At 42.5% G+C, this 25600-nt stretch carries 26 protein-coding genes; 10 read left to right on the plus strand and 16 right to left on the minus strand.

The genetic code is table 11. The annotated features are described in order from the left end of the window. Positions 1-2: 2 nt before the first annotated feature. The 3 genes from IQ259_RS13425 to IQ259_RS13435 all read right to left on the minus strand — a co-directional run bounded on the left by IQ259_RS13425 (position 3) and on the right by IQ259_RS13435 (position 5749). Entirely contained in the window at positions 3-2069 is a 2067-nt protein-coding gene (locus IQ259_RS13425) for an Rne/Rng family ribonuclease (protein WP_193885463.1), read from the minus strand. Positions 2070-2629: 560 nt separating this feature from the next. Next, entirely contained in the window at positions 2630-5260 is a 2631-nt protein-coding gene (locus IQ259_RS13430; protein WP_193885465.1) for a TIGR03960 family B12-binding radical SAM protein, read from the minus strand. 156 nt (positions 5261-5416) lie between these two features. Beyond that, a complete protein-coding gene (locus IQ259_RS13435) occupies positions 5417-5749 on the minus strand; it encodes an STAS domain-containing protein (protein WP_193885467.1) in 333 nt (110 codons plus the stop codon). 458 nt (positions 5750-6207) lie between these two features. On the opposite strand from IQ259_RS13435, the gene IQ259_RS13440 reads away from it, so the two are divergent. Further along, positions 6208-6411 (plus strand): hypothetical protein, encoded by a 204-nt coding sequence (locus tag IQ259_RS13440; RefSeq protein WP_193885469.1) that lies wholly within the window; start codon positions 6208-6210, stop codon positions 6409-6411. Between the two features lie 197 nt (positions 6412-6608). After that, complete coding sequence (locus IQ259_RS13445) at positions 6609-7781, plus strand: LL-diaminopimelate aminotransferase (RefSeq protein ID WP_193885471.1); 1173 nt, start codon at positions 6609-6611, stop codon at positions 7779-7781. Between the two features lie 138 nt (positions 7782-7919). Here the strand turns inward: IQ259_RS13445 and IQ259_RS13450 are convergent, their stop codons facing one another. Next, positions 7920-8267 (minus strand): hypothetical protein, encoded by a 348-nt coding sequence (locus IQ259_RS13450; protein WP_193885473.1) that lies wholly within the window; start codon positions 8265-8267, stop codon positions 7920-7922. 207 nt (positions 8268-8474) lie between these two features. On the opposite strand from IQ259_RS13450, the gene clpS reads away from it, so the two are divergent. Both clpS and IQ259_RS13460 read left to right on the plus strand, forming a co-directional pair. Next, positions 8475-8756 (plus strand): ATP-dependent Clp protease adapter ClpS, encoded by a 282-nt coding sequence (gene clpS, locus IQ259_RS13455; protein WP_193885475.1) that lies wholly within the window; start codon positions 8475-8477, stop codon positions 8754-8756. A 118-nt stretch (positions 8757-8874) separates the two neighbouring features. Beyond that, positions 8875-9705 carry a CPBP family intramembrane glutamic endopeptidase gene (locus IQ259_RS13460; RefSeq protein ID WP_193885477.1) on the plus strand — a complete coding sequence of 277 codons (831 nt, stop codon included), beginning with the start codon at positions 8875-8877 and terminating at the stop codon, positions 9703-9705. Positions 9706-9751: 46 nt separating this feature from the next. Here the strand turns inward: IQ259_RS13460 and IQ259_RS13465 are convergent, their stop codons facing one another. From IQ259_RS13465 to IQ259_RS13485, 5 genes are all read right to left on the minus strand, one after another. Continuing rightward, positions 9752-9994, minus strand: a complete 243-nt coding sequence (locus IQ259_RS13465; protein WP_193885479.1) for a hypothetical protein — start codon at positions 9992-9994, stop codon at positions 9752-9754. Beyond that, on the minus strand, positions 9991-10191 hold the full coding sequence (locus IQ259_RS13470) for a hypothetical protein (RefSeq protein ID WP_193885481.1): 201 nt from the start codon (positions 10189-10191) through the stop codon (positions 9991-9993). The genes IQ259_RS13465 and IQ259_RS13470 overlap by 4 nt, the downstream gene beginning before the upstream one ends. Positions 10192-10307: 116 nt before the next feature. Next, the gene (locus tag IQ259_RS13475) at positions 10308-10946 is read right to left on the minus strand and encodes a pentapeptide repeat-containing protein (protein WP_193885483.1); all 639 of its coding nucleotides are present in this window, start codon (positions 10944-10946) and stop codon (positions 10308-10310) included. After that, the gene (locus IQ259_RS13480) at positions 10943-12343 is read right to left on the minus strand and encodes a DICT sensory domain-containing protein (RefSeq protein WP_193885485.1); all 1401 of its coding nucleotides are present in this window, start codon (positions 12341-12343) and stop codon (positions 10943-10945) included. The genes IQ259_RS13475 and IQ259_RS13480 overlap by 4 nt, the downstream gene beginning before the upstream one ends. Before the next feature lie 95 nt (positions 12344-12438). Further along, positions 12439-14013 carry a photosystem II high light acclimation radical SAM protein gene (locus tag IQ259_RS13485; RefSeq protein ID WP_193885487.1) on the minus strand — a complete coding sequence of 525 codons (1575 nt, stop codon included), beginning with the start codon at positions 14011-14013 and terminating at the stop codon, positions 12439-12441. 572 nt (positions 14014-14585) lie between these two features. On the opposite strand from IQ259_RS13485, the gene IQ259_RS13490 reads away from it, so the two are divergent. The 4 genes from IQ259_RS13490 to IQ259_RS13505 all read left to right on the plus strand — a co-directional run bounded on the left by IQ259_RS13490 (position 14586) and on the right by IQ259_RS13505 (position 17186). Then, entirely contained in the window at positions 14586-14963 is a 378-nt protein-coding gene (locus IQ259_RS13490) for a DUF1830 domain-containing protein (RefSeq protein WP_193885489.1), read from the plus strand. A gap of 220 nt (positions 14964-15183) precedes the next feature. After that, the gene (locus tag IQ259_RS13495; RefSeq protein WP_193885513.1) at positions 15184-15636 is read left to right on the plus strand and encodes a DUF4079 domain-containing protein; all 453 of its coding nucleotides are present in this window, start codon (positions 15184-15186) and stop codon (positions 15634-15636) included. Between the two features lie 62 nt (positions 15637-15698). After that, a complete protein-coding gene (locus IQ259_RS13500) occupies positions 15699-16259 on the plus strand; it encodes a hypothetical protein (RefSeq protein WP_193885491.1) in 561 nt (186 codons plus the stop codon). Between the two features lie 156 nt (positions 16260-16415). Beyond that, on the plus strand, positions 16416-17186 hold the full coding sequence (locus IQ259_RS13505; protein ID WP_193885493.1) for an ATP-binding cassette domain-containing protein: 771 nt from the start codon (positions 16416-16418) through the stop codon (positions 17184-17186). Between the two features lie 29 nt (positions 17187-17215). On the opposite strand, the gene IQ259_RS13510 is transcribed toward IQ259_RS13505, so the two are convergent. Beyond that, the gene (locus IQ259_RS13510) at positions 17216-17983 is read right to left on the minus strand and encodes a response regulator transcription factor (protein WP_193885495.1); all 768 of its coding nucleotides are present in this window, start codon (positions 17981-17983) and stop codon (positions 17216-17218) included. Positions 17984-18543: 560 nt separating this feature from the next. On the opposite strand from IQ259_RS13510, the gene IQ259_RS13515 reads away from it, so the two are divergent. After that, entirely contained in the window at positions 18544-18798 is a 255-nt protein-coding gene (locus IQ259_RS13515) for a DUF6761 family protein (RefSeq protein WP_193885497.1), read from the plus strand. Between the two features lie 337 nt (positions 18799-19135). Here IQ259_RS13515 and grxD read toward each other — a convergent pair whose 3' ends face one another. From grxD to IQ259_RS13530, 3 genes are all read right to left on the minus strand, one after another. Next, on the minus strand, positions 19136-19459 hold the full coding sequence (grxD, locus tag IQ259_RS13520) for a Grx4 family monothiol glutaredoxin (RefSeq protein WP_193885499.1): 324 nt from the start codon (positions 19457-19459) through the stop codon (positions 19136-19138). Positions 19460-19550: 91 nt separating this feature from the next. Beyond that, a complete protein-coding gene (locus IQ259_RS13525) occupies positions 19551-19787 on the minus strand; it encodes a BolA family protein (protein WP_193885501.1) in 237 nt (78 codons plus the stop codon). A 111-nt stretch (positions 19788-19898) separates the two neighbouring features. Further along, the gene (locus tag IQ259_RS13530) at positions 19899-20495 is read right to left on the minus strand and encodes a hypothetical protein (RefSeq protein WP_193885503.1); all 597 of its coding nucleotides are present in this window, start codon (positions 20493-20495) and stop codon (positions 19899-19901) included. A gap of 172 nt (positions 20496-20667) precedes the next feature. On the opposite strand from IQ259_RS13530, the gene IQ259_RS13535 reads away from it, so the two are divergent. Continuing rightward, entirely contained in the window at positions 20668-22770 is a 2103-nt protein-coding gene (locus tag IQ259_RS13535; RefSeq protein WP_193885505.1) for a S8 family serine peptidase, read from the plus strand. Between the two features lie 80 nt (positions 22771-22850). Here IQ259_RS13535 and IQ259_RS13540 read toward each other — a convergent pair whose 3' ends face one another. The 3 genes from IQ259_RS13540 to IQ259_RS13550 form a co-directional block, all read right to left on the minus strand. Further along, complete coding sequence (locus IQ259_RS13540) at positions 22851-23618, minus strand: 1-acyl-sn-glycerol-3-phosphate acyltransferase (protein ID WP_193885507.1); 768 nt, start codon at positions 23616-23618, stop codon at positions 22851-22853. Positions 23619-23703: 85 nt separating this feature from the next. Next, positions 23704-24216: a tRNA adenosine(34) deaminase TadA gene (tadA, locus tag IQ259_RS13545; RefSeq protein ID WP_193885515.1), complete on the minus strand. Its 513-nt coding sequence runs from the start codon at positions 24214-24216 to the stop codon at positions 23704-23706. A 130-nt stretch (positions 24217-24346) separates the two neighbouring features. Next, positions 24347-25462, minus strand: coding sequence for a CHAT domain-containing protein (locus IQ259_RS13550; RefSeq protein ID WP_339383888.1), 1116 nt, complete (start codon positions 25460-25462; stop codon positions 24347-24349). Positions 25463-25600 lie beyond the last annotated feature (138 nt).

Consider the following 25600-nt stretch of genomic DNA (forward strand, 5'->3'; position numbering starts at 1 on the left):
TATTAACTTTCCTCGGAGTTGGAAGTATCTGACTCTACTGCCGAGGAACGACGGCGACGGCGACGGCTACCTGTGGCACTAAGATTTGCTTCAGCTTCTTCAGCACTTGTCGCAAATCCATCTGACTCATTTTCTTCTTCTGGTAAGGATTTTTCCTCTAACTCTACTGGCGATGTATTTACTTCTTTGCTGACTGTTTCGGTAATAGTTGTGCTTGAGGGTGGTTCTGGTGGTGCAGTTGCCACTTGTCCAGGCTGAACAATATTAATAATTACAGACTTGGGATTTTTTACTTCCCGATCCAATTTCACTAAGGGAGATATTCCCATTAAGGCAAAAACATCCTGTTCTTCTAGAGTCATTTCTACAGTTCTAATCTCCGGTGGTTCAACCACTGGTTTCACAGGTTCTGTTTTGATGATCTTATTCCGTTCAACTCTTTCAGTCCAACCTGATTTGCCTAAGCTGGGTGCGGGGATTTCTGGTGTTGGGCTTAAGTCAACTTCATTATCAAGGTCTAGATCGGTATCATTATCAAAGCCCAGAGAATTAGGAGCCAGCCGTGGTTCATCTTTACCATTTGCTCCATTGATGCTAATTCGTCTACGACGAGTGCGGCTACCACGCTTATTGTTATCACCCAGTTCGTGATAACTGGGATGATTCACTAAATTTAAGGCACTTAAGTCAGGATCGGCATCAAAATTTTCCCCAAAGCTATCAAAGCTTTCTCGTGGTTCTGTCAGACGAGCAGCGGGCAGACGGGGTTCTCTGTGAGGTAAGGAAACGAAACGATCAGGCAGTTCTGGTGGTGTGGGCAAGCGACTTTCGGGTTCTCCTGGTAGACGGACAACATGCCCTAAACCGCCACAAGTGGGGCATGTTTCCCCAAACAATTCGTAAATGTTTTGACCTTGACGCTTGCGGGTTAGTTCTACTAAACCAAGTTCTGTTAATTGAGCAATCTGGGGACGAGCTTTATCTGCTTTTAGTGCTTTATTAAAGTGTTCCAGAACGTGCAATTGGTCGCGCCGCGATTCCATATCAATGAAGTCAACAACGATTACCCCGGCAATATTCCGCAGTCGCAATTGTCGGGCAATTTCTGTGGCTGCTTCGCAGTTTGTCCACAATACTGTTTCTCTGGCAGTGGCCGATCGCGTGAATGAACCGGAGTTAACATCAATTACTGTGAGTGCTTCTGTTGGTTCAATAATAATGTAGCCACCAGAAGGTAAATCTACTCTTGGTTTCAGGGCTTCCCGAATTGCTGCACTGATGCGGAAGTATTCTAATATGGGTGAGCGATCGCGGTGATGATCAATGAGCAACCCTTGTGGTGTTTGACCTCCACTCCAGTTCTGCAAGTACTGCTTCACCCGTTTTAGTCCAGTGCTGGAATCTACAACAATCCGGTTAACATCCGCACCGTACATATCCCGCAATACACGCTGGATAAAGTCATCGTCTCGATTAAGTAGTGCTGGCGCACGGGTTGATTGCGCTTCTTGCTGAATCGCCTCCCACTGCTTTTGCAGTACTTCCAAATCTTCCATGATGGCTTCTTCTGGTTTGCCTTCTGCTTCTGTACGCACCAACAAACCCATACCCGCCGGCTTGATTAAAATCGCTAATGCTCGCAAGCGGTTGCGCTCAGTTTCACTCTTAATCCGTCGGGATAAATTCACACCTCTACCATAAGGCATCAGTACCACGTAGCGTCCAGGTAAGGTAATGTTACCAGTTAGCCTTGGCCCTTTAGTACCGGTTGGCTCCTTCATTACTTGCACCAGCACTTTCTGCTGCGGTGCTAAAAGTTCTGTAATTGCGGCGGCTGTCCGCTTTAGTTTCAATGGGCCTAAGTCTGTTACATGAATAAAGCCATTCCGTTCTGGATCACCGATATTAACAAAAGCCGCGTCAATTCCGGGCAGTACATTTTCTACTACACCTAAGTAGATATCGCCAATTTGGTGATGGCCTGTGGCTACAACGAGTTCTTGTATTTGATCTTCAGAAAAGACGGCAGCAATTTGATGCTGCTCTGCGATGATAATTTGTTTTGGCATTCAATTTCCTCAAAAATTGGCAGCACTAGTGTAGCTCTGGAGGTTTGTTATGCCCCTCGCCCCTACCAGCTTCCAAAGGCGCTGCTGATAATAAAAATTGTGAATCCAAGCTCATGGTTATAGAGCTATTGACTGGGTAATTGCGTTTACACGCCTGATTATTCCAGAACGGCTGCATATTGTTTAAGTAAATAAATCAACCGTCCGTGGTTGATTTTTGATGCGATACCCGCACCATTTAGGAATTAGGCATTCAGCAGTTGTTTAAAAAAATATAGAGTAAGAGTTGCCGACGGAGCCTGCTTTTAAGTTACTAGTTCACTCAAGTTGCTATAAAGAGAGGTTGTTTTTTAATCCGCTTCAGCTTGTCTGGGATAAAATCCTAGAAGTTGCTCTCTAATATCTTCGCTTTCGCTCCCTGAGTATAAGGGTAGTGAACTAGTTAATTCAATGCAGCGCCAGAAAATTTCTCTTCACCCCATTCTAACGCAACCTTGCTAAAAATCAATTCCCATGATGTGCTACATCAGGGCAACTACTAGCAAGTTACCCTTTAGGGATTATACTCCTAAAACTAATTGATTGCGGTGAATTTGCAGAAGTTGAAATTCTTTACCTGCAACTGCTTCTAGCATAGATAGGATTTGCTCAGGACGCAGGGAAACACCGTCATTGCGACAACTACCTAGATAACGCAGGATAGCGGTAGATTCTGCTGTACTGTGGTGAGTTTCTACTAATGCCAATTCAAACAAGCGATCGCGCAGATTTACCAAATGAGTTTTACCTGACTTAGTTGTTTGCTCTGACCAAATTTCTTCTTTTGTTTTGATGGCATTAATCCAATCTTGCCATTGTGCAGGTGTGGTTTCACTCCATAGGACAACAGTAATTAAGTACTCGGCTGCTGCTAATATTTGGGTAGCTGCTGGCGCTTTTAACTCTATCTCTGCCAAGTGATATATGGGTATATCTGTGGGCAATTCCCGCGCTAACTTTTCTTGGAAAGTATCGATGTCCACTGGTACAGTTAACTCGAAATCAACGATTTCGCCATTGCTGGTAGCCCCTAGAGGTAAAGCACTGGCGATCGCAATTCGTGGGTTGGGATGAAATCCACCAGTGAACGCGACTGGTAAACTGGCTCTGCGGATAACGCGGTCAAACAGACGCATCAAATCTAGATGACCAAGCAAAGCCATATCACCTTGCTTACCAAACCAGACACGCAATCTTTGTGCTTTGGTAGTATTGGGAACAAATTCACCTGTAAATTCCGGGATAGTAGGCGGTTCAATCACAATATTGTGGCCGAAATCGGTGCCGCAGACACCACAGTGCGAACAACCTTCAAAGGAGCAATCTGGGACAATTGCTGCGTCTAAAGCTCGTTGTAAGTCTTCTTTCAGCCACTTTTTATCAATTCCGGTATCAATGTGATCCCAAGGTAGGGGTACATCTAGGAAAGGATGAATGTCATAGAATGAATTTTCATTCATACTTCTGACTTCAGCCTTCATACTTTCTGTAAAGTTCCACTCACCTTTTTCTACTTGACGGTATTTCCAATCTAGACCTGCTTCTGTGATTGCATTTCCCCAAGCGGTGAAAGCTTTATCTAGACTGTCATACCAAGAATCCATACCTGCACCTAATTCCCAAGCGCGGCGCACTACTACACCCAAACTGCGATCGCCTCTACCGATAAAGTCTTCCATTGCCGAAATGCGGACATCGGTGAAATTTATTTTTACTCCTCTGATCCGGCGGAATTCTTGCCTCAGTAGGTTTTGCTTGCGTTTAAATTCAGATGTAGCTACTGAATGCCATTGAAATGGTGTATGTGGTTTGGGCGTAAAGTTAGAAATTGTTAAGTTAAAGTTCAGCGGTCTTCTGCCTTTACCTCGACATTCTTGCTGTAACCAGGAGACTGTTTCTACAATGCCTAAAACATCACTATCTGTCTCACCTGGCAAGCCAATCATGAAATAGAGTTTGATTTTATCCCATCCTTTTTCCCAAGCAGTTTTTACGCCTCGGAGCAGTTCTTCATTCGTCAAACCTTTGTTCACTATATCCCGCATCCGTTGGGTTCCGGCTTCTGGTGCAAAAGTCAAGCTACCTTGTCTTGTACCACCGAGGATATTGGCAATGTTTTCATCAAATCTATCTACCCGTTGACTAGGTAAAGTCAGGGAAATATTTTCATTTTTTAACCGATTTTTTATTTCCATCCCCACCGCTGGTAGGGCTAAATAGTCTGAACAACTTAGAGACAGTAGGGAAAATTCATTGTAACCAGTGGCCCGCATTCCCTGCTCAATTGCTTCTACAACTTTCTCTGGTTCGACATCCCGTGCAGGTCGAGTCAGCATTCCTGGTTGACAGAAGCGACAGCCACGGGTACAACCACGACGAATCTCAATTGTCAGGCGATCGTGTACTGTTTCTATGTAGGGTACTAGCCCAATGGAATAGGCGGGTATGGGAGTAGCCACTCGCCTCAGAATACGTTTTGGTACGTCTGGGTGGTGAGGATGAACTGAACCATCTGCTGCCATTTCGTATAACTGGGGAACGTATACCCCCGGTATTTGTGCCAAGTCGAGGAGTAAGTCTCGGCGACTCAATCTGGCTTGTTTGCCTTCTTCCAATACCAAACCGATTTCTGGTAAGAGTTCCTCGCCATCACCCAAAGCGAAGAAGTCGAAAAAGTCGGCGTATGGTTCAGGGTTTGAGGTTGCCGTTTGTCCACCTGCGAAAATTAGCGGGTAATTTCCTCCTGCTCGTTCTTGCCATGTGAGGGGGATTCCCGCCAAATCCAACATTTCTAGGATGTTGGTAGCACCTAATTCGTAACTGAGACTAAAACCTAAAATGTCAAATTCTTTGAGCGATCGCTTTGACTCGACAGCAAACAAGGGTGTGTTTGTTTCCCGGAGTTTGGCTGCCAAGTCTGTACCTGGGAGGTAAGCGCGATCGCACAATTGGCGCGGTTGGGCATTCAAAATGTTATAGAGAATGATATGCCCTAAGTTGGATGCTCCAACTTCATATACTTCTGGGTAGGTTAATACCCAACGTATGACTGCCGTATCCCAATGCTTATGTACTGCTAGGCGTTCGTTACCGAGGTAACGTGCCGGTTTTAAAATATCCGATGTGATTAATTGTTCAACTGCAACAGCCACTGTGCTATCTTCTAGCTACTTTAAAATAAATGACAGATAATCACCTCCCACCTTAGCATTGATTAAGTCTATCCATCGGGTTACCTTGGCAAATGACAACTTCCTTTACATAAACTTGTCACCAAGTCACCCATGTCATGTTGCTGATTCCTCTAATCAAGTGCTGACTACTGCCAATTCGGCTTTGCCTTCAAACTCAAATACACTATCTAGTTGAGTTAATTCAAAAATAATCTTAATAGCTGGAGACGCAGAACACAGTCTTAAACTGCATCCTAAGTTTTGAGCCAGCTTCAGTGCAGACACCAATGCCATTAACCCTGCGCTGTCCAATGATTCTACCCCTGCCAAATCCACTAGCAAGATTGATACAGCCTCTTGTGTTAACGCTGTGGTCAAATCTCTTTCAAATTCCAATGCGTTGGCGGCATTAAGATTGCCATGTGGACGAATAATTGCAATTTTTGGGCATTTCAGCACTGCTTGCATATTGACATCCTAAATTAGAGTTATTAAATCTTTAACCTGAGATTTATTTGAACATAATCTCTTTTTTTAAGCATCGACCATATGTATTACTTCTCTTTGCGGAATCTTTATGGCTGGAGGGTACATCCTTAAAGATTGTCATAAATACAGGGTGAAATGTATTTATCTATACTTTTTTTTAATCTCGGTTCAAAAACAATCAACATAGACAGCCACGGAAGAAATCACTCATCAGTAATTTTGCTGCAAAAGCTTAGTTTGTAAGCACTTAAGCTCAATTAGCTAAAGCTCAGTATGAGATTCAATAAGCTCATTTGCCTAGGTTAAGATAGAGTTAAAGATAAATTATTTATCGAATTAATTGTGATCTATATCACTAAAGTGTAGGCATTTAGATCACAATTTATACTTAACTCTATCTCTGATAATTTAGTATTACCTAAAATGGGTACATAAATATGAGAACAAGTAAGTACGCTATTCGCCAACTGGTAGAAAAGGCGCTTGACATTAAAAAATTAACTCCAGAGATAGAAAATGAAATTAATTGTGAATTGACACAGATGGGTTATATCTCGGATGTGGACTATGAAGCTCTGGAATTATTGATGGCAGAAATGGATGCTGGTCGGGTGCAACTAGTTCCAAGCCTGGGATATTAATCTTCGTATCGTCTGCTTCTGAAGCGGTTTTCATGATTTAGCCTTGAACCGTAGACGATATTTTGTGTTCACACAATCACAGTCACGGCCAAATTGATGATGACTAGTATTTTTCTGTGATCTTTACTGTTTAATGACTTGGTGTGGCGTAAACTGTGCTAATCAGCATTAATGTTTGCACTAGTAGTTAAGTCGCCATGCATCTTGCTCAACGCCTAGAAAAAATTCCTCCCTACCTCTTTGCTGAAATTAACCGTAAACGAGACAAGCTCGTGGCTCAGGGAGTAGACATCATTAATATGGCAGTAGGCGACCCAGATAAACCGACTCCTGCACATATTCTTCAGGTAATGCATGAGGCGATTGATGACGCTACCAACCACAACTATCCTCCCTACGAAGGGATGCAAGAATTTCGAGCAGCCGCGGCTAAGTGGATGGAATTTCGGTTTGGGGTGACGGGGTTAAACCCAGATACAGAGGTTGTTGCATCTATCGGTTCTAAGGAAGCAATACATAATACCTTTTTAGCCTTTGTGGAGGCGGGAGACTATACACTCATCCCAGACCCTGGTTATCCTGTGTATCGCACTTCTACAATTTTTGCTAATGGTGAGCCTTTCACAATGCCACTAAAGCTAGAAAACCAATTTTTACCCGATTTGAGTGCGATTCCTGAAGAAATTGCCCGAAAAGCAAAGCTCTTGTGGATTAACTACCCAAATAATCCGACTGGAGGGGTAGCAACAATGGAGTTTTTTACAGAATTAGTGGATTTTTGCAAACAGTACAACGTCTTGCTGTGTCATGACCATGCTTACTCAGAAATGGCGTACGATGGCTACAAACCACCGAGTGTGTTGCAAGTTCCAGGAGCAAAAGATATAGCCATTGAGTTCCACAGTTTGTCCAAGTCTTACAATATGACAGGCTGGCGGATTGGTTTTGTAGCTGGTAATGCCTTGGGAATTCAAGGTTTAAGACAAGTAAAAACTAACGTTGATTCGGGAGTTTTTAAAGCAATTCAAAAAGCCGCGATCGCAGCTTACTCTACCACAGAAGCCGAACTGCAAGCGGTGATGTCTGTTTATCAAAATCGCCGCGACATTATTGTGAAAGGATTGCAATCTTTAGGTTGGCCGATTCAGCCGCCAAAAGCTACTCTTTACGTTTGGGTTCCTGTTCCTCCTGGCTATTCTTCTGCGGAATTTGTAAATTTGCTGCTTGACAAATGCGGCATTATGGTGGCTCCAGGCAACGGTTACGGTGCAGCCGGAGAAGGCTTTTTCCGCATTGCTTTAACTATTCCTGAGGAACGAATGCAGGAAGCAATTGGGCGAATGAAAGATGCTGGTATTTGCTATGCCTAATACAACGAAATGGGCGGTTAGAAACCGCGTCTACACAGACAAAACCCGCCTGCGCGGGTTTAATCCTTAATTTTCCCTAAGTCCGAGAAGGCGGACTTCGCTTGTATAGCCGCGAATTTTATTCGCCCAAGCTTAAGTTTACTGGGTATGATTCTCTTGCCACATCTGCTGAATAAATTGATGGAGTTGCTGTTTAGCAGCCAAGTCTGGTTCGCCTTGTGGTTCTTTAACGAAAACCTGACTCAGCAGGGTAATTACTTCTGTGTCTAAAGCAGGGCGAAATAATTGGATAGGCCAAAGCAAGTCAGATGCGTCTCGTAAGTCAGTAATTAGTGGTGGTTCTTGAGTATGGTTAGCCAGCAGTAAAGGACGCACCCAACACAACTGACGAGACACTACAACTTCAATTACTTCTGCGTACAAATTCTTGTCACCATGCTCTAAAGACACAATTTGTCCTGGTTGAAATTCTAGATGTGTATCCATAATCATTTAGCTAGGGCAGTGGCAATGATGATTTTGCAGCTTTTTTCATTTTAATTGGGAGAATGCGCTAGTCTTGAGAACAAACTTTTGGGTAAGAGAGAGTTTGGAACTAAATGTTATAAAATAAGTAAATAACTGTTAAGCTGTTAAGCGATCGCCAAAAAGGCATTCCGTTGTAGTAAATCATCGATAAAAGAGCAAAGAACTGTGTCAGTCGAAACCATTGAGAAGCGTTCCACATCCCGCAAGCTCGCCCCTCGGTATCGCGTTTTGCTCCATAACGACGACTACAACTCTATGGAGTACGTAGTACAGGTGCTATTAACCACTGTACCCAGCCTCACTCAACCCCAGGCTGTGAGTATTATGATGGAAGCCCACTCTAACGGGTTAGCTTTAGTGATTACCTGCGCCCAAGAACACGCTGAATTCTACTGTGAAACACTGAAAAGTCATGGTTTATCCAGCACAATTGAACCCGATGAATAGTCACTAATTCGTAATTCGTAATGACGCTCGCGGACTCGCTACCGCTACGCTAACGTAATTCGTAATTCATGAAGAAACACCCAATAATTGGAACTACGAATTTTTTCCCTTACTCAGTATGAAAAACAACCTTGTCCGTTTAGCTAAACTCCCTGTTCCTGTTCGGCTGGGTTGTCTTATTTTCGTGCTGTTGGCGCTATGGTTACCTTTAGCTACGCCTATTTACTTACTAGTGGGTGATGCTAACTTAGTAAGTATTTTGACAATGGTTCTGCTATATGTAGAGTTTATTTTTCTCCTGAAGTTATGGGGTAAACATGTCTATCAGCAACCTCAAATTTTGCAGCATTACGGCTTAGACATTACGCGACATAATAGGGTAGATTTGTTGCGTGGCTTGGCTATAGGGTTAACTAATATTTGGATACTTTTTGGGATAGAAGGACTTTTAGGCTGGCTGGTATGGCAACAGCCCAAAGTTTTTTTACTAAAAATAATTTTAGAAGGTTTAGTTGTTGGTTTAGGCGTTGGGTTTGCTGAGGAGTTATTATTTCGCGGCTGGCTGCTTGATGAATTACAACGTGATTACAGTCAGCGTGTGGCACTATGGACGGATGCTATTGTATTTGCTGCGTTGCATTTTATTAAGCCATTAGAAGCAATTATTCAAACTCTGCCGCAGTTCCCTGCTTTAGTAGTTTTGGGGTTAACGCAGGTATGGGCAAAGCGTTGGCGCAGAGGACGTTTAGGCTTACCAATTGGTTTGCATGGTGGTTTGGTTGGTGGCTTCTATATTATCAATGTTGGCGGATTAGTTCAATATACAAGTGTAGTGCCTGATTGGGTAACTGGAGTATATCAAAATCCTTTAATGGGCGTGATGGGGTTATGTTTAATGAGTATTTCGGCGTTGTGGATGAGAGGCCAATTGCAGCGATCGCACCTCTGATAACTAAATTGTTTCTATAGATATAATTAACTTTATGCGATCGCACCTACACCACATTATTGACTGAAATGATTCCTTCACCACACCACTGAATAAGTAACCATCTGTCAGAATCTTTATCCAGTGCTGGCTTGAGACGGAAGTTAAAAATTTCTTGCCATATCTCTACTCCATACTGAGATACAAAATCTGCCTCTAGTTCTTTGAACTGTTCCCATTGTCGATTTCCGATAGCAGTCAACATGGGAATGATTGCGGTAATTGAGACTTGTGCGGCGACGTGTGTCATTCTTGGTAGTCCTCAAAAATACAAATAATCGGCATAGGTGGTTTTTTGGTCTTGATGATTTTAACCAACCGTTTACCCTTGCTTCTAGCAAGCGCAAAACAGGCTAACTCTGTTTCTGCTGCTGACCAATCCCTTGAGTCTGTTACCGGGTCAAACTCCTCTTCATCTGAGTTGTTTGATGAGCTTTCGTCGGTCATACTTTGATTTTTTGATAGGGATTGCTACTGGGTAAAGTTAGGCTGATAAATTTTTACCTGCTTCACCTGCAAAAATTTTAACAATAGCCAAGGGTAGTGCTTTTTTTGTGCAATATTTACGCCCGTGTCTCAATTACTGTACCCACTAAACATGCTTTATATAACTTCACACCATTTAAATTTGCTCCTTCTAATTCTGCACACAGCAAGTTAGCACCTGTCAAATTTGCCCCTGCAAGATTCGCACCACGCAAGTCAACTTCTTCTAAATTCGCCTCACTTAACAATGTTCCTTGCAAGTCAGCACGGCTTAAGTCTGCGCCTTTGAGATTTGCTCCACTCAAGTTCGCACCGCGCAAGTCAGCACTCCGCAAGTCAACGCCTTGCAAGTTAACATTCATCAAATTCGCACCACTCAAAAAAGCACCCGCTAAAGATACATCACTTAGAGTTGCGCCCATTAAGTTAGCGCCGCGTAAATTGCTACCACGCAAGTCAGCACTGGTTAAATCGGCTTGCATCAAATTGGCTCCCATGAGGTTCGCCCGCAAGTCAGTTTCTTGTAGGTTTGCTCCCATCAAATTGGCTCCTTCTAAATGCCCACCTTCGAGTTTGGAACCCCTAAAATTAGTGCCAACTAGGGTAGCGCCAGCAAGATTAATGCGGCTTAAATCAAGTTTACAGAGTTCCTCATCCTCTAAATTTACCCCTGGGAGTTGTTTGAGGGTTCCGGCTTTAATTGCTTCAATGTTCATTTGAGGTAACTACCAATCTCCTCACTACTCTTGCTGTGACTATCCCACCGAGAATCAAGCAACCACATACCGTTGCTGGCTTTGGTTGTCATCACGGGTAAATCGAGTCCTTGTTGCAAACCCATGACTAACAAAGTTAGGGCATCTATTAGTTTAGGGTCAAAGCGGGTTGATTGTTGGTGTCGGCATTCTTCTAAAGCTTGAGCAAATATTTCTTCCCGACTTTGATTAGCTGATTTAATTTGATTGACTCGCCATTGAAATTCCGCGACTAATGCCAAAATTCTCGATTCTAAGGGAATTTCATCTCCAGCTAATCCTGCGGGTTCTCCTGTACCGTCCCACCACTCGGTTTGGTGCGTGATGATTTGGGCTACCGCCCGTAGTCTGGGCATGGTTCGTAACACCTGCGCCCCTGGTACTAAGGGACAAGTTAATGGACAACTGGGGGCTTGTTCTTGATAACGGATGGATGTTCCGGGAGTCAGAACGCTTTCAGCTTGTTGTAGCGGATCGATGCGGTGTAGTAAACCTGCCAGCCGCAATCTTTTGATTTGCCAAGCTGGTAGTTCTAACAACTGTCCCATCACTTCAGAAAGGGCTACAACTTCTCCAGCGGCCATTGGGTTGTTGATGTCTGCTAAATCTATCAACTGCGCCATCCGCAAAAATGCTTGGATTTCGTTAGAAACTAAGTTACGGTCAAGGGCTTGTTGACGCGGTGCTATGGGGATAGATAAGTTTTCTTGCCCAGTTTGGAGGTAATCGACTACGCGTGAGACGACTGTACTTAAGTCTTCTGGTGTAAAGAGACGAGATTGGATTGCTTGTTGATGAGTAGTGAGTTTTTTTGCTAGTTCTGGGTTGTATTGTTGAATATGAGCGATCGCTAATCCTACTGTTTCTCTGACTAACTCTGGTTCAAATGTCCATAAACCATAGAATTTTCGCTCTAAATCTGAGGCTGGTAATCCACCTGCACCATAATAATCAGCTTCTGATAGTTCTTGACAAAGCACCATCGCAGTGTATTCTGGTGACAGAATAATCAAATGCCATTCCTGCGCTACTGGGTCGGTTGGCTCTAATGACACTAAGTCTACATTAGGTAATTGACTGGTGGGATGTTCAACAAAGCCTGTGTCTGATGATGCCATGATGACAATTTCACGGCTACATCTGGCAATGTCTGCGTATCTTTCTGCTTCTAGCAGATACCATTTACCCCTTTGGAAAGCTGTAATTACCAGGGGCTTACCTTCATCAGAAAGAATGTGGTCTTCTAGAGCATGACACAAAGAAACTAGGGTATTTTTGTAATACACCCCAAATCGAATTGGTCTGCTGCTACGGCGATGGGCTGTTTCCAGTTGTTGTAAGATCGAACCTTCTAACATGGGGTTTGGTTAAGTGAACCGCAGAGGGGAGAGAAATGAGGAAAGAGGTTAGATATAAGGAAGAAATTTTTTAGTTTCTAACTTCTCTCTGTATTTTATGATATACTTGATAGTTGCTTTTCTTTCGTCTCGATAGGTGCAGATAGTGCTGCTTCTAAGTCAGCACAACCTAGCTTTTCTTCTAGGATTTTCATTACTTCTCGTCCGAAATCGTTGGGATTTTGTCGCCAAGCTTGCAAGCAGACTTCACCAAAGAAAGAACCAAGAGGTTCAGGATTCCAAAGTAGTTTTTTAGCTGTCCACGGCATCAAGCTCATAGGATCGTACCCCGGTTTGAGGATACCTTCTTGGAAAGCATACTCTTCTAAATGAGTATGGGGTTGGAGTCCAATAAAGAAGATGGCAGGTTCGACTTTATCTGCGCCAAAAATTCGTTCTAATTCGCGGTGGTAGGCGATGGTTTGGCGAATAGTTTCGGGACGTTCATCGATGACGTTAAAGGAGTAATTGACGGAAACTAAATCGTTAAACCCGGCTGCTTTTAAGTCACGGCAGTTTTGCAAGACAGTCCGCAGATTGTAACCCATCCGCATTTTGCGTACAAGTTCTTGAGAACCGCTGGTAATGCCGATTTCAAAATAGTTCATCCCGGTTTTTGCCATCAAATCGCATAATTCGGGTGTTAAGTTGTCGGCTCTGATGTATGCTGCCCAATGGATGTCTGTCATTCCAGAATCAACGATCGCCTGCAATAGTTCTATGGCATCATTGATAAATCTCCGCGCGGGGATGAATTGAGCATCGGTAAACCAAAAGTTACGCACACCGCGATTATATAGTTGTCGCATTTCAGCCACAACTTCTGCTGCTGGATTTATCCGTACTTGTTTACCTTCAACGACAGTGTAAACACAGTAGCAACAGTTATGCGGACAACCCCGCTTGGTTTGAACACCTATATAAAAATCTTTGTCTTGCAGATAATAGTTAAACTCTGGCCAGACATTTTCGATATAGTCGTAGTTACAAGCACTTTTTTCTAACGGAGTTGGTTGTTCATGAATCAAGCGTTGGCGTGGTTTGCCTTCTCCGACTACATAACAGCGTTCATCACGAAATTCTTTACCACTTAAGAATTTTTCTAGTAAGGTTTCGCCTTCTCCCACAGAAATAATTGTTCCTGAAGGTAAGCTTTTACCTAACTGTTCGTAAAATACGCTGACTGCACCACCACCCACAACTGCACGCGCATCAGTGTTGTATTTTTGGGCGCGGTTTAACCCGCGTTTGATTAATCCCAGATTCCGCCACAACTCTACATAGTAGGCAATAAAGATTCGTAATCCACCCAATGCCCCGCGTAATTTTATGAAGGGATTTTTGGCGTAGTAAAATTCAAAAGCATTTTGCAGTGGGTTCCCCCCACGTCCACCCACTGGAGCATAAATCTGAATATCCCGCCAAGAAAATACTAGTAATGTGGGTTTAAATTCATCAATACAGCGATCTAAAGCCGTAGCATAGTCTAAAGGTGGCACTGTTCCCAAATCGAAAATGCGCTGTTCGATTTTAGGGAATAGCTTGTAGACATGATCGCACAGGTAAACAACCCCAATGGGAAAGATGGGGTTACATGGAAGGCGAACATAGAGAATTCGATTTTCGATCATTTAGTGTTTTAACCTCTTTCTTGCCATTCTGGAAGGAAAAGCCAGAGATACAGTCAGTTTTGTAATCTAAGTTTTGGTTAGTCTTATAATCTATGGCAATCTAATTTGACGGTTGAGCAATTTTATGCTTTTACGATTTTCCGGCGAAAATTGCAGAAATGGCTAAATTTGCTTGGCATCACACAGGATAGATTGCTTTATGAATAAATTGTTCATATATCTTTACCATAACATTGAGTTCATCCATTAAGCGATGATCTCTTTTTATTACTTTGGGAATAGAACAAAACAATAACTCATCCCAAAGTGGATACAAGCTAACTGATTTATGGTTAATTAATAGCCATAACAAATTTGTAACCAAAGAAAATAATTAAAAATTTTCCTTAACAATGTATAATTTACTAAAAATTAATTTCTTTTATAAAATTTTCATCATTTGAACATAACTTTAGATAGAAATAACGTAGAAATTTTCAGTTGGTAGTCGGAGTTACAGCAACTGGGGATCAGCCGATGTTAGTCTTGGCTGATGTAATATACAATGTTTGGCGTAAAGCTCCTCGGCAGTTATGGCTCAAATACTAGATTCTCTACCACCTGAGGAATCGGGGAAAATTCTCTGCTGCTACGTTAATGCCACGAGCAAAATCCAGGTAGCTCGCATCTCTAACATTTCTAACTGGTACTTTGAAAGGGTTGTGTTTCCTGGGCAACGCCTCGTGTTTGAAGCCCCACTAGAAGCTCACATGGAGATTCATACGGGGATGATGGCAAGTGCAATTTTATCAGATACGATTCCGTGCGATCGCCTGGCAATTCACGAGCCAAGCAGTGTCGAGTTTAATACCGACTCAGTTACTCTCGACCCTATCAGTAAAAAACCAATAGTCCATTCAATTAATACCAAAACCGGAGATACAACAAAACCTTTAACCCTGATGCTCTAGCATCCTTTGATTAAAATAAAAAATTTCTTCAATAAAATTTAAGGTTGCTGATTTCAGCGGCCTTTTTTATTGTGTTAAAAGTCAAGAGTCAATGGTCAAGAAGCTAAAATTTGATACTACTCTTCTCCTAACGGAGACGCTACGCGTAGCTTGCTTCCCCGTAGGGGTACGGGAAGCCGCGCAAAGCACGTCTACAGACTTCACACTTCATACTTTATTTATGCACCTACCTTCTTTTCTCTGGTTGTGGAAAATAGCTGCTTGGTCGATGGGGTTATCCCTACTGGCGTATTTGATGTTAGCAATTACTGGTGTTTGGATGTGGCGAGCGAGAACTTCTCAATCTTTGCCTAATTTTTTAGAGTTTCCTGGGGGAGTGCGATCGCTCCATCTTACAATGGGCATTAGTATGGTGAGTTTAGTTTTACTATTACTGGCGATCGGGATTATCGGCACTTTAGGCCACTTTGGTTCTTTGGGGCAATCTTCACATTTAGTTTCTGGGCTAGTAGTAGTATTTTTAGTATTACTATCTGCTATTAGTGCAACTCAAATTAGCCCCAGAAGACATTGGGTTAAAACTTTACACATTACTGTCAATATGATTCTCTTCGCCGGGTTTGCTTGGGTATCCCTAACTGGTTGGACTGTGGTACAGAAGTATTTGCCATAGAGTCGCCTGAAGATTGTCCTTCCAGTTAGGATAAAACTGAAAGCAACTATCGTGATGGAACCGTGACAGCAAACTCAGCTAATACCTCTACTGTCGTTTTTCGTCTATCTCCGTTGATTCGGATTACCCTGTTGAGTTTATATCTAGCACTCACAGTACCATTGCCATTTTTAGCCCAAGCAACAGCCGCACAAACACCACCATCATTACTCTGGCTAGGAATTAGTATTGGCTTTGTCGGACTTTATGCAGTGTTGACAGAAAGAGTAATTACCAATGAGCAAGAAATTCAAGTAACTTACCCTGTTTGGGTTCCGCGTTTCTTTCGTCAAGGTTGGACTTTACCTTGGTCGGATGTTAAAGAAATCAAACCCCGTTCTACTGGACAAGGGGGACTAGTTTATTATTTCCTCAGCAAAGATGGCAAAGCTTATCTATTACCGATGAGAGTGGCTGGATTTGCCCGTTTAGTCAATATTGTGCAAGCCAAAACAGGCATAGACACCAAAGATGTTCGCCCCTTAGCCCAACCTTGGATGTATGCAATTTTGCTAGGATTTACATTACTACTGCTGTTAGTCGATGCTTGGACTATCACTACAGCCTTGACTAATAATTACTAGTTCGTAATTCGTAATTAAAGAAGGGCTACAATCCCTCATTAAACTATAAATTTAATTACGAATTATTGTGATAGAGACATCTTAAACAAAAGCCTCACGCAGAAACGCAAAAAAACTCTCCGCGCCTCTGCGTGAGAATAAAGGAAAATTGTAATTGTGGATAATTTCACGTCACAAGCCCAACTCAGGGTTGAGCAAGTTAATCTATTTACAAAATTGAAAAGTAATCACCAAGGCTACCCCATTTTACAGGATATTTCTTTCCAAGTATTCCCTGGTGAAAGAATTGCGATCGCCGGAGTAACTGGTGCTGGAAAAACCTCATTACTACGCCTAATAAACCGCTTGAGCGAACCCACTAGCGGCAAAATCTATCTCGAAAATCAAGAATATTCCCAAATTCCTACTATCCAACTACGCCAAAGGGTGACACTGGTATTGCAAGAGTCAAAACTACTGGGGATGACAGTCCAGCAAGCCTTAGAATATCCTTTAGTTTTGCGAATGTTGCCCAAACAGACGATTCAGCAACGAGTCAGTCACTGGATGGAACAACTGCGAATTCCTGATGATTGGTTAGGCAAAACAGAGTTACAGCTTTCATCGGGACAAAGACAACTAGTAGCGATCGCTCGTGCTTTAATCATCCAACCTAAAATCCTACTATTAGATGAGCCAACATCTGCCTTGGATAGGGGTACAGCCTCTCATCTGATACAAATCTTAATTCAACTAGCTCAAACCCAACAAACTACAATTTTGATGGTCAATCACCAGTTAGATTTGTCTCAAATGTTTTGTACACGAATATTGCACCTGCACCAAGGTCAGTTGTTAGCAGATAAATCAAACTCTGAGGTAGACTTAGCTAGTTTACAAGCCAGTTTGATTCAAGCAGAAGTGCAAGCAGCAGAAGAATGGATTTAACACCCCTACACACTTTTCGTTTAATAAAATCACCGTTGAGTAGTTAGCGTTGGGCGCTGATTACTAAACCGTTCTTTTGCTAATTTTGTTTGTGATTGTGGAAGATTAGCATTCAAAATTTCCATGTTAAATCGGTATCCCACATTCCTAATAGTTTGAATCAAACTAGGTTGGCGGGGATCAAGTTCTACTTTTTTTCGTAGCGATAACACATGAGTATCAATCGTGCGCGGATTGTCTATCGCATCTGGCCAAGCACGACGCAGTAATTCTGAGCGAGAGAGAGGTACTCCCCCAGCTTGCGCCAAAACATACAACAAACTGAATTCCTGGGGGGTTAAATCGATAAATTCCCCTTGGAAGCGGACACGGCGTTGCACTAAATCAATTTGCAAACTGCCATAGTCTAAATATGCTGGTGCTGTGGGCGTGCGTGTACGGCGAATTAACGCCTCTATCCTAGCCAGAAACTCTTGCATTCCAAACGGTTTGCTCAGGTAATCATCCGCCCCAGCCTTCAAGCCTGCGACAACATCTGCTTCATTGCTACGGGCAGACAGCATCAAAATTAAAGGCTGCTGCTGACGATGCAACCAACGGCAAAACTCGATACCATCTCCATCAGGCAAATCCGCATCTAGAATCACTAGAGTAGGTTGATGGGTTAAAAACACTTCCCTTGCTTGATAAATGCTGGCAGCTTGATTTACCCTGTATTCCAATTGTTGCAAGTGCCAACCTAGCAACGACCTCAAATGGGGATTCCCCTCAACGATTTCAATACAAACCGAACCCACGGCGGTAAGACCCCTTAGCGTTGATGACTTTCAAAGTAACAAGCTCAAGCTCAAGGTTTTGTAGTCTTTGTTACTTCTAATCGTAAATAGCTTTACATTTCTGCAAACAAATAGCCGTAGTATCTTTGACTGATGCCTTTTCCAAAGCTTAGTTAGTAATATTCTTAAATTTTTGTTAGACTTATCAAAAGTTCTTTTTAATAAAGACCTTTTTCTTGGCAAGATATAGCTTGTTGAGAAATTCATGTTAAACCAATTGTCCATTAGTTTAACTATTGTTCAGCCTTGTTGCGCCAGCGGATTCAGCTTTGTAAAGCGTCCACCTTAGCCAATAAATGGGCTGTTGACCAAAAAAAAATCTAAGAATAAATTATCAAAGAATCATTTACCCAGTTTTTTGGAATAGGATCTAACTACGCTGTAGCTGCTGGAGGGGCTGACCTCGATAAACATATTGGCATAGGTTATATGCTAAAAACGCCAACAAGGCGAAAGTGGCACTTCACATTTCAGCGCGAATCATTTAAAATTCTCATTCCAAAGAGATTAAAACAGCAGTTATGCTCCAAGACACACAAACTATCCGCTATTACCAAAGAATTACCGACGCCTTCGTCGAGCTATGGAATCGCGGTTATCGCATGGATGATATGCGGATGTATTTGGATGGATATCTAGCCGCACTTCGTCAGAGCAACGCCATTGAGCCATATCTGATTCATCGTTTAGAGGAGGAAGCCAGCCGTTACTTGTACGATGGATCAAATTTTGCAATGACACAGCCAGAACCTGAACCACAACACGATTACTACTAATGACTGTAGTTTAGTCATGTGTTAGTAACAGCAGCTTGACGCAGATGATTATAACACATTATCTGTATTGATCAAGCGTGTGTTCGTAGGAAACTTTGGAGAGATTGTATTGATCAAAACATCCCCTCAGCCCTGTTGTATTTTTGCCAATTTTTCTGAGGGGTGTTTAATTATACATTTTTATTTCTTAAATAAAAATCAGAAAGTTTTCTATTCGCCCACTAGCTGCTGATTAGTGAATTTTTTGGCTTTGAGACGTGTATTTTTATGAAAAAGCCCCTAAAATCGGGGCTGTAAGTTTGTATTCAGCAGCATCTAAGATGACTGCTTAGTTAATTTATGAAGCTAGTGCGACTTCTACCATTTGCTGTAATTCGCCTTTTTGGTAGAGTTCAATCAGGATATCGGAACCACCAACGAATTGGCCATCAATGTAAACTTGAGGAATTGTTGGCCAGTTAGAATATTCCTTAATTCCCTGGCGAATTTCTTGGTCGTCGAGGATATTAATAGTCTCAAAGGGAACACCCAAAGTGTTGAGAATTTGTACAACGTTGTTAGAAAAACCACATTGAGGCATTAGTTTGGTTCCCTTCATGAAAACCAAAATTTTGTTTTCCTTTAGTAAGTTATCAATTTTTGTTTCGAGTTCTGGTGTCATGGTATTTCCTTTGGTGAAGAGTTAATAGTCCACAGTCTGGAGTCAATCGCACTTCTACTAATAAATAAATTTATGAAGTGGCTGTTGTCTGTCAAGATTCAGGAGTCTGTGTTTTTACTGCCAAGGCATGAATTGCTTCGGTTGACATAGCTTGCTGCAACGCAGCATAGACTAACTGGTGTTGTTGTACCAGTCCTTTACCTGCAAACTGCGATGAAACTACTGTTACTTGATAATGGTCACCGCCACCAGTCAAGTCTTGTACTTGAATCTGAGCATCTGGCAGTTCCGCCTTGATCATTGCTTCAATCTGCTGCGGACTAATCATCGCAATTCCTGAAAAAACCTACTTCTCTATTATTAACAGATAGGAGAAGTACGAAGTATGAAGTATGAATTATGAAATTTTGACAAATGACCATTGACAAATGACCAAAATTTATTTTTGAGAAGTTGAGCCGCCTTGTCTGGGGTAGGGAGTATCGACAAAACCCAATTCAAATAGCTGTTGATAGGCTTTCTTGCCTAAATCTCTTGTGGGGTTTTGACTTTTAACAATTTGAATTAGTAATGGTACGGCTAATTCTGGCTGATTTTGGGCGCGATGTACCAGTGCTAACTGATAGGTGGCTTCATCCCGCTTTTGGGCTGTCAATAAAGCTTTTTGGCGTTGGGAATCAGAAACTCTAATGTCAATTCCAGAAAAGCTGGCGTTTAGTTCTTGATAAAAATTAGATAGCTGATTATAAACTTGGCGTGCTTCTTGGAGTTTTTTTGCAGCTATGGTGTAGTTTTGGGAGGAAACAGCTGCCTCTGCTTCTTTCATCAGTCGCTCTCCTCCCTCAATGCTTAAAACGCTATCATTTTGGGTTGCAGGGCGGAGATTATTGGGATTGTTTGGGTCTATAGGCTGTGCTTGGCTATAAATACTAGGTAACTTGTTCACTTGAGCGTTGACAGGTGATAGCAAACCAAGGATTGCAATGACTGATAAGGAACTGAGGCCAATTAAAGGCGCAGTTGCAGCTATTTTCATGGGTTAAACGGGTGCGACAAATATATACAAATACTAAAGGAAACTTTGGATATCTTAACTTTGTTTTCGTTTTGAACAAAACTCAGCTATATACTTGGTTTCTTTGTTTTAGACTGAAAATCGGTTTAATAGAGTTCCCATTGCCCGTGCATACTAATTAATATCATCTCCTATGAGCGATCGCATCAATTCCTCTGATTTTTCAACCACAGGTGTACCAGCAAGCAATTTGGGAGTTGTTTTGCAACGCGGTGGTGAAGAATTAGTGTTAGAAAAAGCTTCCGACTGTTTCACCATCCGTCCAGCTACCGATTTTGCTCCCCAACAATTATCTCAGGTTAGTTGGGGCATTTGGCAGCGAAGTATTCCCCAAGCACAACTAGAGTTATTCAAAGTTGCACCAAACCAACTAGAAGCGGCGATGGCTCAAGCACGCGCTGCGAAAAATGTGGTTTTTGCTAGTCATGTTTACACTATCAAAGGTAATCCTGAGACTTTCGTTTACCTTGGTGATCAACTGACCATTCAATTTGCTGCTGAGGTAGAAACTGCCAGAATCAACACTATAGCTAGTACATACAGTCTAATTCAAGATAAACCTGTTCTTGGCCTACCCAACACTTTTGTATTTTTAGTTAGCAAACAGGCAATAGACAACCCCATCAAAATTACTAACCAGCTGCAAGCACTCAAAGAAGTTGTAGCAGCTGAACCCAACATCATCATACACAGTGAGGCACATTACAAACCCCGTGACACACTTTATCTACAACAGTGGTATCTGAATCATAATGGCGGTAACGAATTAGCAATAGGTTCCCATATCTCTGTTGAAAAAGCTTGGGATATCACTCGCGGTACGCGTTCTGTAGTTGTGGCAGTGGTGGATGATTCTTTTGATTTGAATCACCCAGATTTTCAAGGTACAGGTAAAGTTGTTGCTCCCAAAGATTTAAAACAAAACGATTTTTTACCTTTACCTGATGCGAAAGAAACTAGCCACGGCACAGCTTGTGCAGGGGTTGCCGTTGCGGAAGAGAATGGCACGGGAATTGTGGGGGTTGCTCCTGGTTGCGCGTTCATGCCCATCCGTACAACTGGTTATTTGGATGATGAATCTGTTGAGCAAATTTTTAACTGGTCAATCGAAAAAGGTGCTAGTGTAATTTCTTGCAGTTGGGGAGCTTCAGCTGTTTATTTCCCTCTGTCGTTGCGTCAACGGGCTGTTATTACCCGTGCTGCAACGAAAGGACGCAATGGCAAGGGCTGTGTGGTTTTATTTGCTGCCGGAAATGCTAACCGCCCAATTAACGGTACTGTCTTTGAGCAGAATTGGTCAGATAGAATTCTACAAGGAAAAACAGAATGGCTCAGTGGTTTTGCGGTACATCCTGATGTGATTGCTGTTGCTGCCTCTACTAGCTTGAATAAGAAAGCTGCTTACAGTAATTGGGGAGATAGTATTGCCTTGTGTGCGCCTAGCAACAATGCGCCACCTGGAATGTCTTTTCCAGGTAAAGGTTATGTGTTTACACAACCTGCGATCGCTTCTTATCTTAATGGTTTAGGCGTGTTAACTACTGACCAATTAGGAGCCGCAGGCTACGACAAAGGTGATTTTACTAGCAATTTTGGCGGGACTTCCAGCGCTACTCCCGTGGTTGCCGGGGTAGCTGCTTTAGTTTTGTCAGCAAATCCAGACTTGACGGCTCAACAAGTTAAACGCATCTTACAAGAAACGGCGGATAAGATTGTTGATTCTAATGCCGACCCCCAATTAGGTTTAAAAGGAGGGACTTACAACGGTGATGGTCATTCTCAGTGGTTTGGTTATGGCAAAGTCAACGCAGCCAAAGCAGTACAAGCAGCCAAGCAACTGCGAGAAGCTGCATCACCTGTAAGCCAACAGTTGCGGGTGGGAAATACCAACCAAGTAGCGATTCCCGATGATCATCGCCAGGGAGTCAAAAGTGCGATCGCAATTACGCAGTCTATTGTAGTTAAAGATATTCAAGTCAGTGTGAATATCACCCACGATTTTTTAGGCGATTTAGAAATTTATTTAATAGCACCGAATAATCAGCAAGTTTTATTACAAAACCGCACCTTAGGACGACGGACTAACTTACAGATAACTTATAACGTGCGATCGCATCCAGCCCTGAAGCAGCTACTTTCTCTTTCAGGTCAAGGGCGTTGGCAATTGTGGCTGATAGATTCTGCACCGCAAGATACAGGCAAATTAAACACTTGGGAATTAGTCATTGGTCATTAAATAAAGTATGAAGTCTGAAGTATGAAGTATGAAGTCTGAAGTCTGAAATTTCATCCTATTGTCTTTTAACTCCATACTTACTATTGACTATTGACCATTGACCACTGACCATCAGTAACTTCGGATTCTTGCTGATTTAACTGTTGCAGCGCCTTCGCTAAATCATCTGTCAGGCGTTTAGCGTTTTGTTTGATCGTGCCATTGGTGTATTCTGCAACATTAATTGCATCGCCAATGTTAATACTCACATCCGTACCCCAGTTAGGATAAGGTTGGCTGTAATTGATACTCATTGGTACGATTTTTACTCCTAGTCCTGGGTGATTTACTTCCGCACTCAAAGACAAACGAGCAATTCCTGACTTCAAAGCATGAACCTGGCGATCGCGGAAAATGCCACCTTCAGGAAAAATTACTAAAGTTTTTCCTTCCCGCAGTAACGAAACTCCGTGGCGTAAGGTAGAAATTGTCGGGTGTAAAGGATCTACAGGAAACCCGCCTAAACGACGCACAAACCAACCTTGTAGCCCTTGGCATTCGCTGATAGTCACCATGAAGCGTAAATCTGCACCTGTAATGTAGGAAGTAGCATAAGGTACAAGCAACGCATCCCAACGCGCTCGATGGGTAGGAGCCAGGATAATCGGGCCTGTTGTGGGAATATTATGTTGCCCAGTAATGGTAATTCTGCCAAAGAATAAAGGTAAAACTAGATGCCGTCCCAAGAGATACGCCATCGGCCCTAACAAAGGAGAAACTTGTGAGGGTGAATCAGCCACCTGATGATTTGCTGAATTAGTTCTTGGTGTTGGTTCGTGGGTATCTTTGGAAAAGTCAAATTTCATCATGTCGGTAGCTGCGAATTGCCCAGTTAAAAGGTAACAAAATAGTAATTAGTTAACCGTAAATTCTCTTCTATAAATTGTGTAGCTGTTATTGGACAGTTTTACCTCTGTCCGTAGTTTTTTGTTGAAGTCGTCGAGTCGCAAACCAAGCTTGCAAATGTTGACGACAAGCTGATTCTAGAATACCTCCCAGGACTTGCAGACGATGATTAGAAGCTGCACTATCGGGGATGTTCAGAACAGTCCGAATTGCGCCAGTTTTTGGATCGTCCACTCCGTATACAACCATTCCTAAACGCGATTGCACGATCGCACCTGCACACATAGGGCAAGGTTCTAAAGTTACATACAGGGTACATTCATGCAGCCGCCAGCTTTGTAAGGTTTGAGACGCTGCTCTAATGGCAATAATTTCTGCATGGGCTGTGGGATCTTGGTCACGTTCTTTTCTATTTTCACCTTCAGCAATCAAATGTCCACTGCCATCGATTATCACTGCACCCACCGGAACTTCACCTGCATCTCCTGCGGCTTGTGCTATTTCTAAAGCACGACTCATCCATTGTCGGTGCGTCCAATATTCTGGATATTCGATTGACATATCAAATCTAGTTTGATGGTTTGACGGATGCGATCGCTTTTTGTCTGTGTTTTTGAGTCTTGATAATTTTAGACTATTCTTCAAAAAACAAGATCCCCGACTTCTTCAAGAAGTCGAGGATCTCAACCTCCTACTTATCATTCAACGGTGTCCAATTACCAGAAGGAACAAACGCCGCCCAAAACTGCGGATGTTGATACTCTTGACTATTGAGCAAATCTAGCTGTGCAGAACGTAAAGCTTCATGTCTCCCCTTACCCGTCTGCAAGTTCTGGTAATACTTCACCATTAAATCCTTCGTCGCCACATCATCCACCAACCACAAACTTAAAACCTGAGATTGCGAACCAGCAATAACCAAAGCACGGCGCAATCCATACACACCATCACCAACTTTCACATCACCCTTACCAGTGTCACAGGCTGACAACACCACTAATTGATTAGAACGCAAATCTAAACCAGCCACTTCCAACGCCGTCAACACGCCATCATCATTATTGTTTGTCGGTTGCTTGCGTTTGTTAAATCCAGCCAACGCCAAACCAGAACGTAACAAAGGATTTTCAACTTGTAGAATATTTTTTGGGCGTGGTTTTAATTCCAGTTCTAATGAAGCATTGAGATTTTGTTCGATATCGGTAATGAAGAAACCGTGAGTAGCCAAGTGTAAAATACTCGGACTTTGTAATTGTTTAACTGCGGTTTCTGTCGCATCTTTACCTAATAGTAATTTGGCATTGGGTAAAACCTTTTTAATTGCTTCAGCTTCCTCTTTAGTATTGGCTAACGCTTCAAATTCCAAGTTTGCCAAATCACCAGAACGACGATTTTGCACACCGCGTACACCAGATGTTTTTGCAGCAGCTACAATTTGTGTTTGGTTGTTGTAATCAACATCCGCCAACACCACAGGCGCAGAGGCATTGTTAACATTTGAGTTTAAACGTAACAAATCTCGCCCACTGGTAAGGTAAGAAAAAGCATAACGCTCAATTAAAAATTTATCTTGCTCATCCTTCAACGCTTCAAAGGGAATTAATGTTAATTGCCCATCGGGAGAAATTAAAATATGACTCGCATCACCTAATAAAGGGCGGATGGGTGCAATTAATTTTTCATCCAAAGGGCGGGCGAATTTTTTGAATGTGTTTCCAGTGGCTAACGCTGCATGGAAATCAATAGCTAATTTATAGGAATCATATTTGATTTCTGAAAAAGTGTACGAGATAATACGGAGGAATATATCTGTCTAAGAACAAACAATGATAGATCAGCATCTACAACCTGCGATGCCTGCGGCGGGCGTAGCCATCGCAGAACTACAAGAATTTATAGATAGTCGCCCAGATGCCCGTGAGGTGAGAAAAGCTCTCTTCTGTAA

This window comes from Fortiea sp. LEGE XX443 (genome assembly GCF_015206815.1).
Taxonomy (GTDB): Bacteria; Cyanobacteriota; Cyanobacteriia; order Cyanobacteriales; family Nostocaceae; genus Nostoc_B.

What these genes read in the sequence shown, in the direction of transcription:
- IQ259_RS13425 (WP_193885463.1), bottom strand. Translation starts at nt 2,069, where the DNA reads ATGCCAAAACAAATTATCATCGCAGAGCAGCATCAAATTGCTGCCGTC.
- IQ259_RS13435 (WP_193885467.1), bottom strand. Translation starts at nt 5,749, where the DNA reads ATGCAAGCAGTGCTGAAATGCCCAAAAATTGCAATTATTCGTCCACAT.
- IQ259_RS13440 (WP_193885469.1), top strand. Translation starts at nt 6,208, where the DNA reads ATGAGAACAAGTAAGTACGCTATTCGCCAACTGGTAGAAAAGGCGCTT.
- IQ259_RS13445 (WP_193885471.1), top strand. Translation starts at nt 6,609, where the DNA reads ATGCATCTTGCTCAACGCCTAGAAAAAATTCCTCCCTACCTCTTTGCT.
- IQ259_RS13450 (WP_193885473.1), bottom strand. Translation starts at nt 8,267, where the DNA reads ATGGATACACATCTAGAATTTCAACCAGGACAAATTGTGTCTTTAGAG.
- IQ259_RS13460 (WP_193885477.1), top strand. Translation starts at nt 8,875, where the DNA reads ATGAAAAACAACCTTGTCCGTTTAGCTAAACTCCCTGTTCCTGTTCGG.
- IQ259_RS13465 (WP_193885479.1), bottom strand. Translation starts at nt 9,994, where the DNA reads ATGACACACGTCGCCGCACAAGTCTCAATTACCGCAATCATTCCCATG.
- IQ259_RS13470 (WP_193885481.1), bottom strand. Translation starts at nt 10,191, where the DNA reads ATGACCGACGAAAGCTCATCAAACAACTCAGATGAAGAGGAGTTTGAC.
- IQ259_RS13475 (WP_193885483.1), bottom strand. Translation starts at nt 10,946, where the DNA reads ATGAACATTGAAGCAATTAAAGCCGGAACCCTCAAACAACTCCCAGGG.
- IQ259_RS13480 (WP_193885485.1), bottom strand. Translation starts at nt 12,343, where the DNA reads ATGTTAGAAGGTTCGATCTTACAACAACTGGAAACAGCCCATCGCCGT.
- IQ259_RS13485 (WP_193885487.1), bottom strand. Translation starts at nt 14,013, where the DNA reads ATGATCGAAAATCGAATTCTCTATGTTCGCCTTCCATGTAACCCCATC.
- IQ259_RS13490 (WP_193885489.1), top strand. Translation starts at nt 14,586, where the DNA reads ATGGCTCAAATACTAGATTCTCTACCACCTGAGGAATCGGGGAAAATT.
- IQ259_RS13495 (WP_193885513.1), top strand. Translation starts at nt 15,184, where the DNA reads ATGCACCTACCTTCTTTTCTCTGGTTGTGGAAAATAGCTGCTTGGTCG.
- IQ259_RS13515 (WP_193885497.1), top strand. Translation starts at nt 18,544, where the DNA reads ATGCTCCAAGACACACAAACTATCCGCTATTACCAAAGAATTACCGAC.
- grxD (WP_193885499.1), bottom strand. Translation starts at nt 19,459, where the DNA reads ATGACACCAGAACTCGAAACAAAAATTGATAACTTACTAAAGGAAAAC.
- IQ259_RS13525 (WP_193885501.1), bottom strand. Translation starts at nt 19,787, where the DNA reads ATGATTAGTCCGCAGCAGATTGAAGCAATGATCAAGGCGGAACTGCCA.
- IQ259_RS13530 (WP_193885503.1), bottom strand. Translation starts at nt 20,495, where the DNA reads ATGAAAATAGCTGCAACTGCGCCTTTAATTGGCCTCAGTTCCTTATCA.
- IQ259_RS13535 (WP_193885505.1), top strand. Translation starts at nt 20,668, where the DNA reads ATGAGCGATCGCATCAATTCCTCTGATTTTTCAACCACAGGTGTACCA.
- IQ259_RS13540 (WP_193885507.1), bottom strand. Translation starts at nt 23,618, where the DNA reads ATGATGAAATTTGACTTTTCCAAAGATACCCACGAACCAACACCAAGA.
- tadA (WP_193885515.1), bottom strand. Translation starts at nt 24,216, where the DNA reads ATGTCAATCGAATATCCAGAATATTGGACGCACCGACAATGGATGAGT.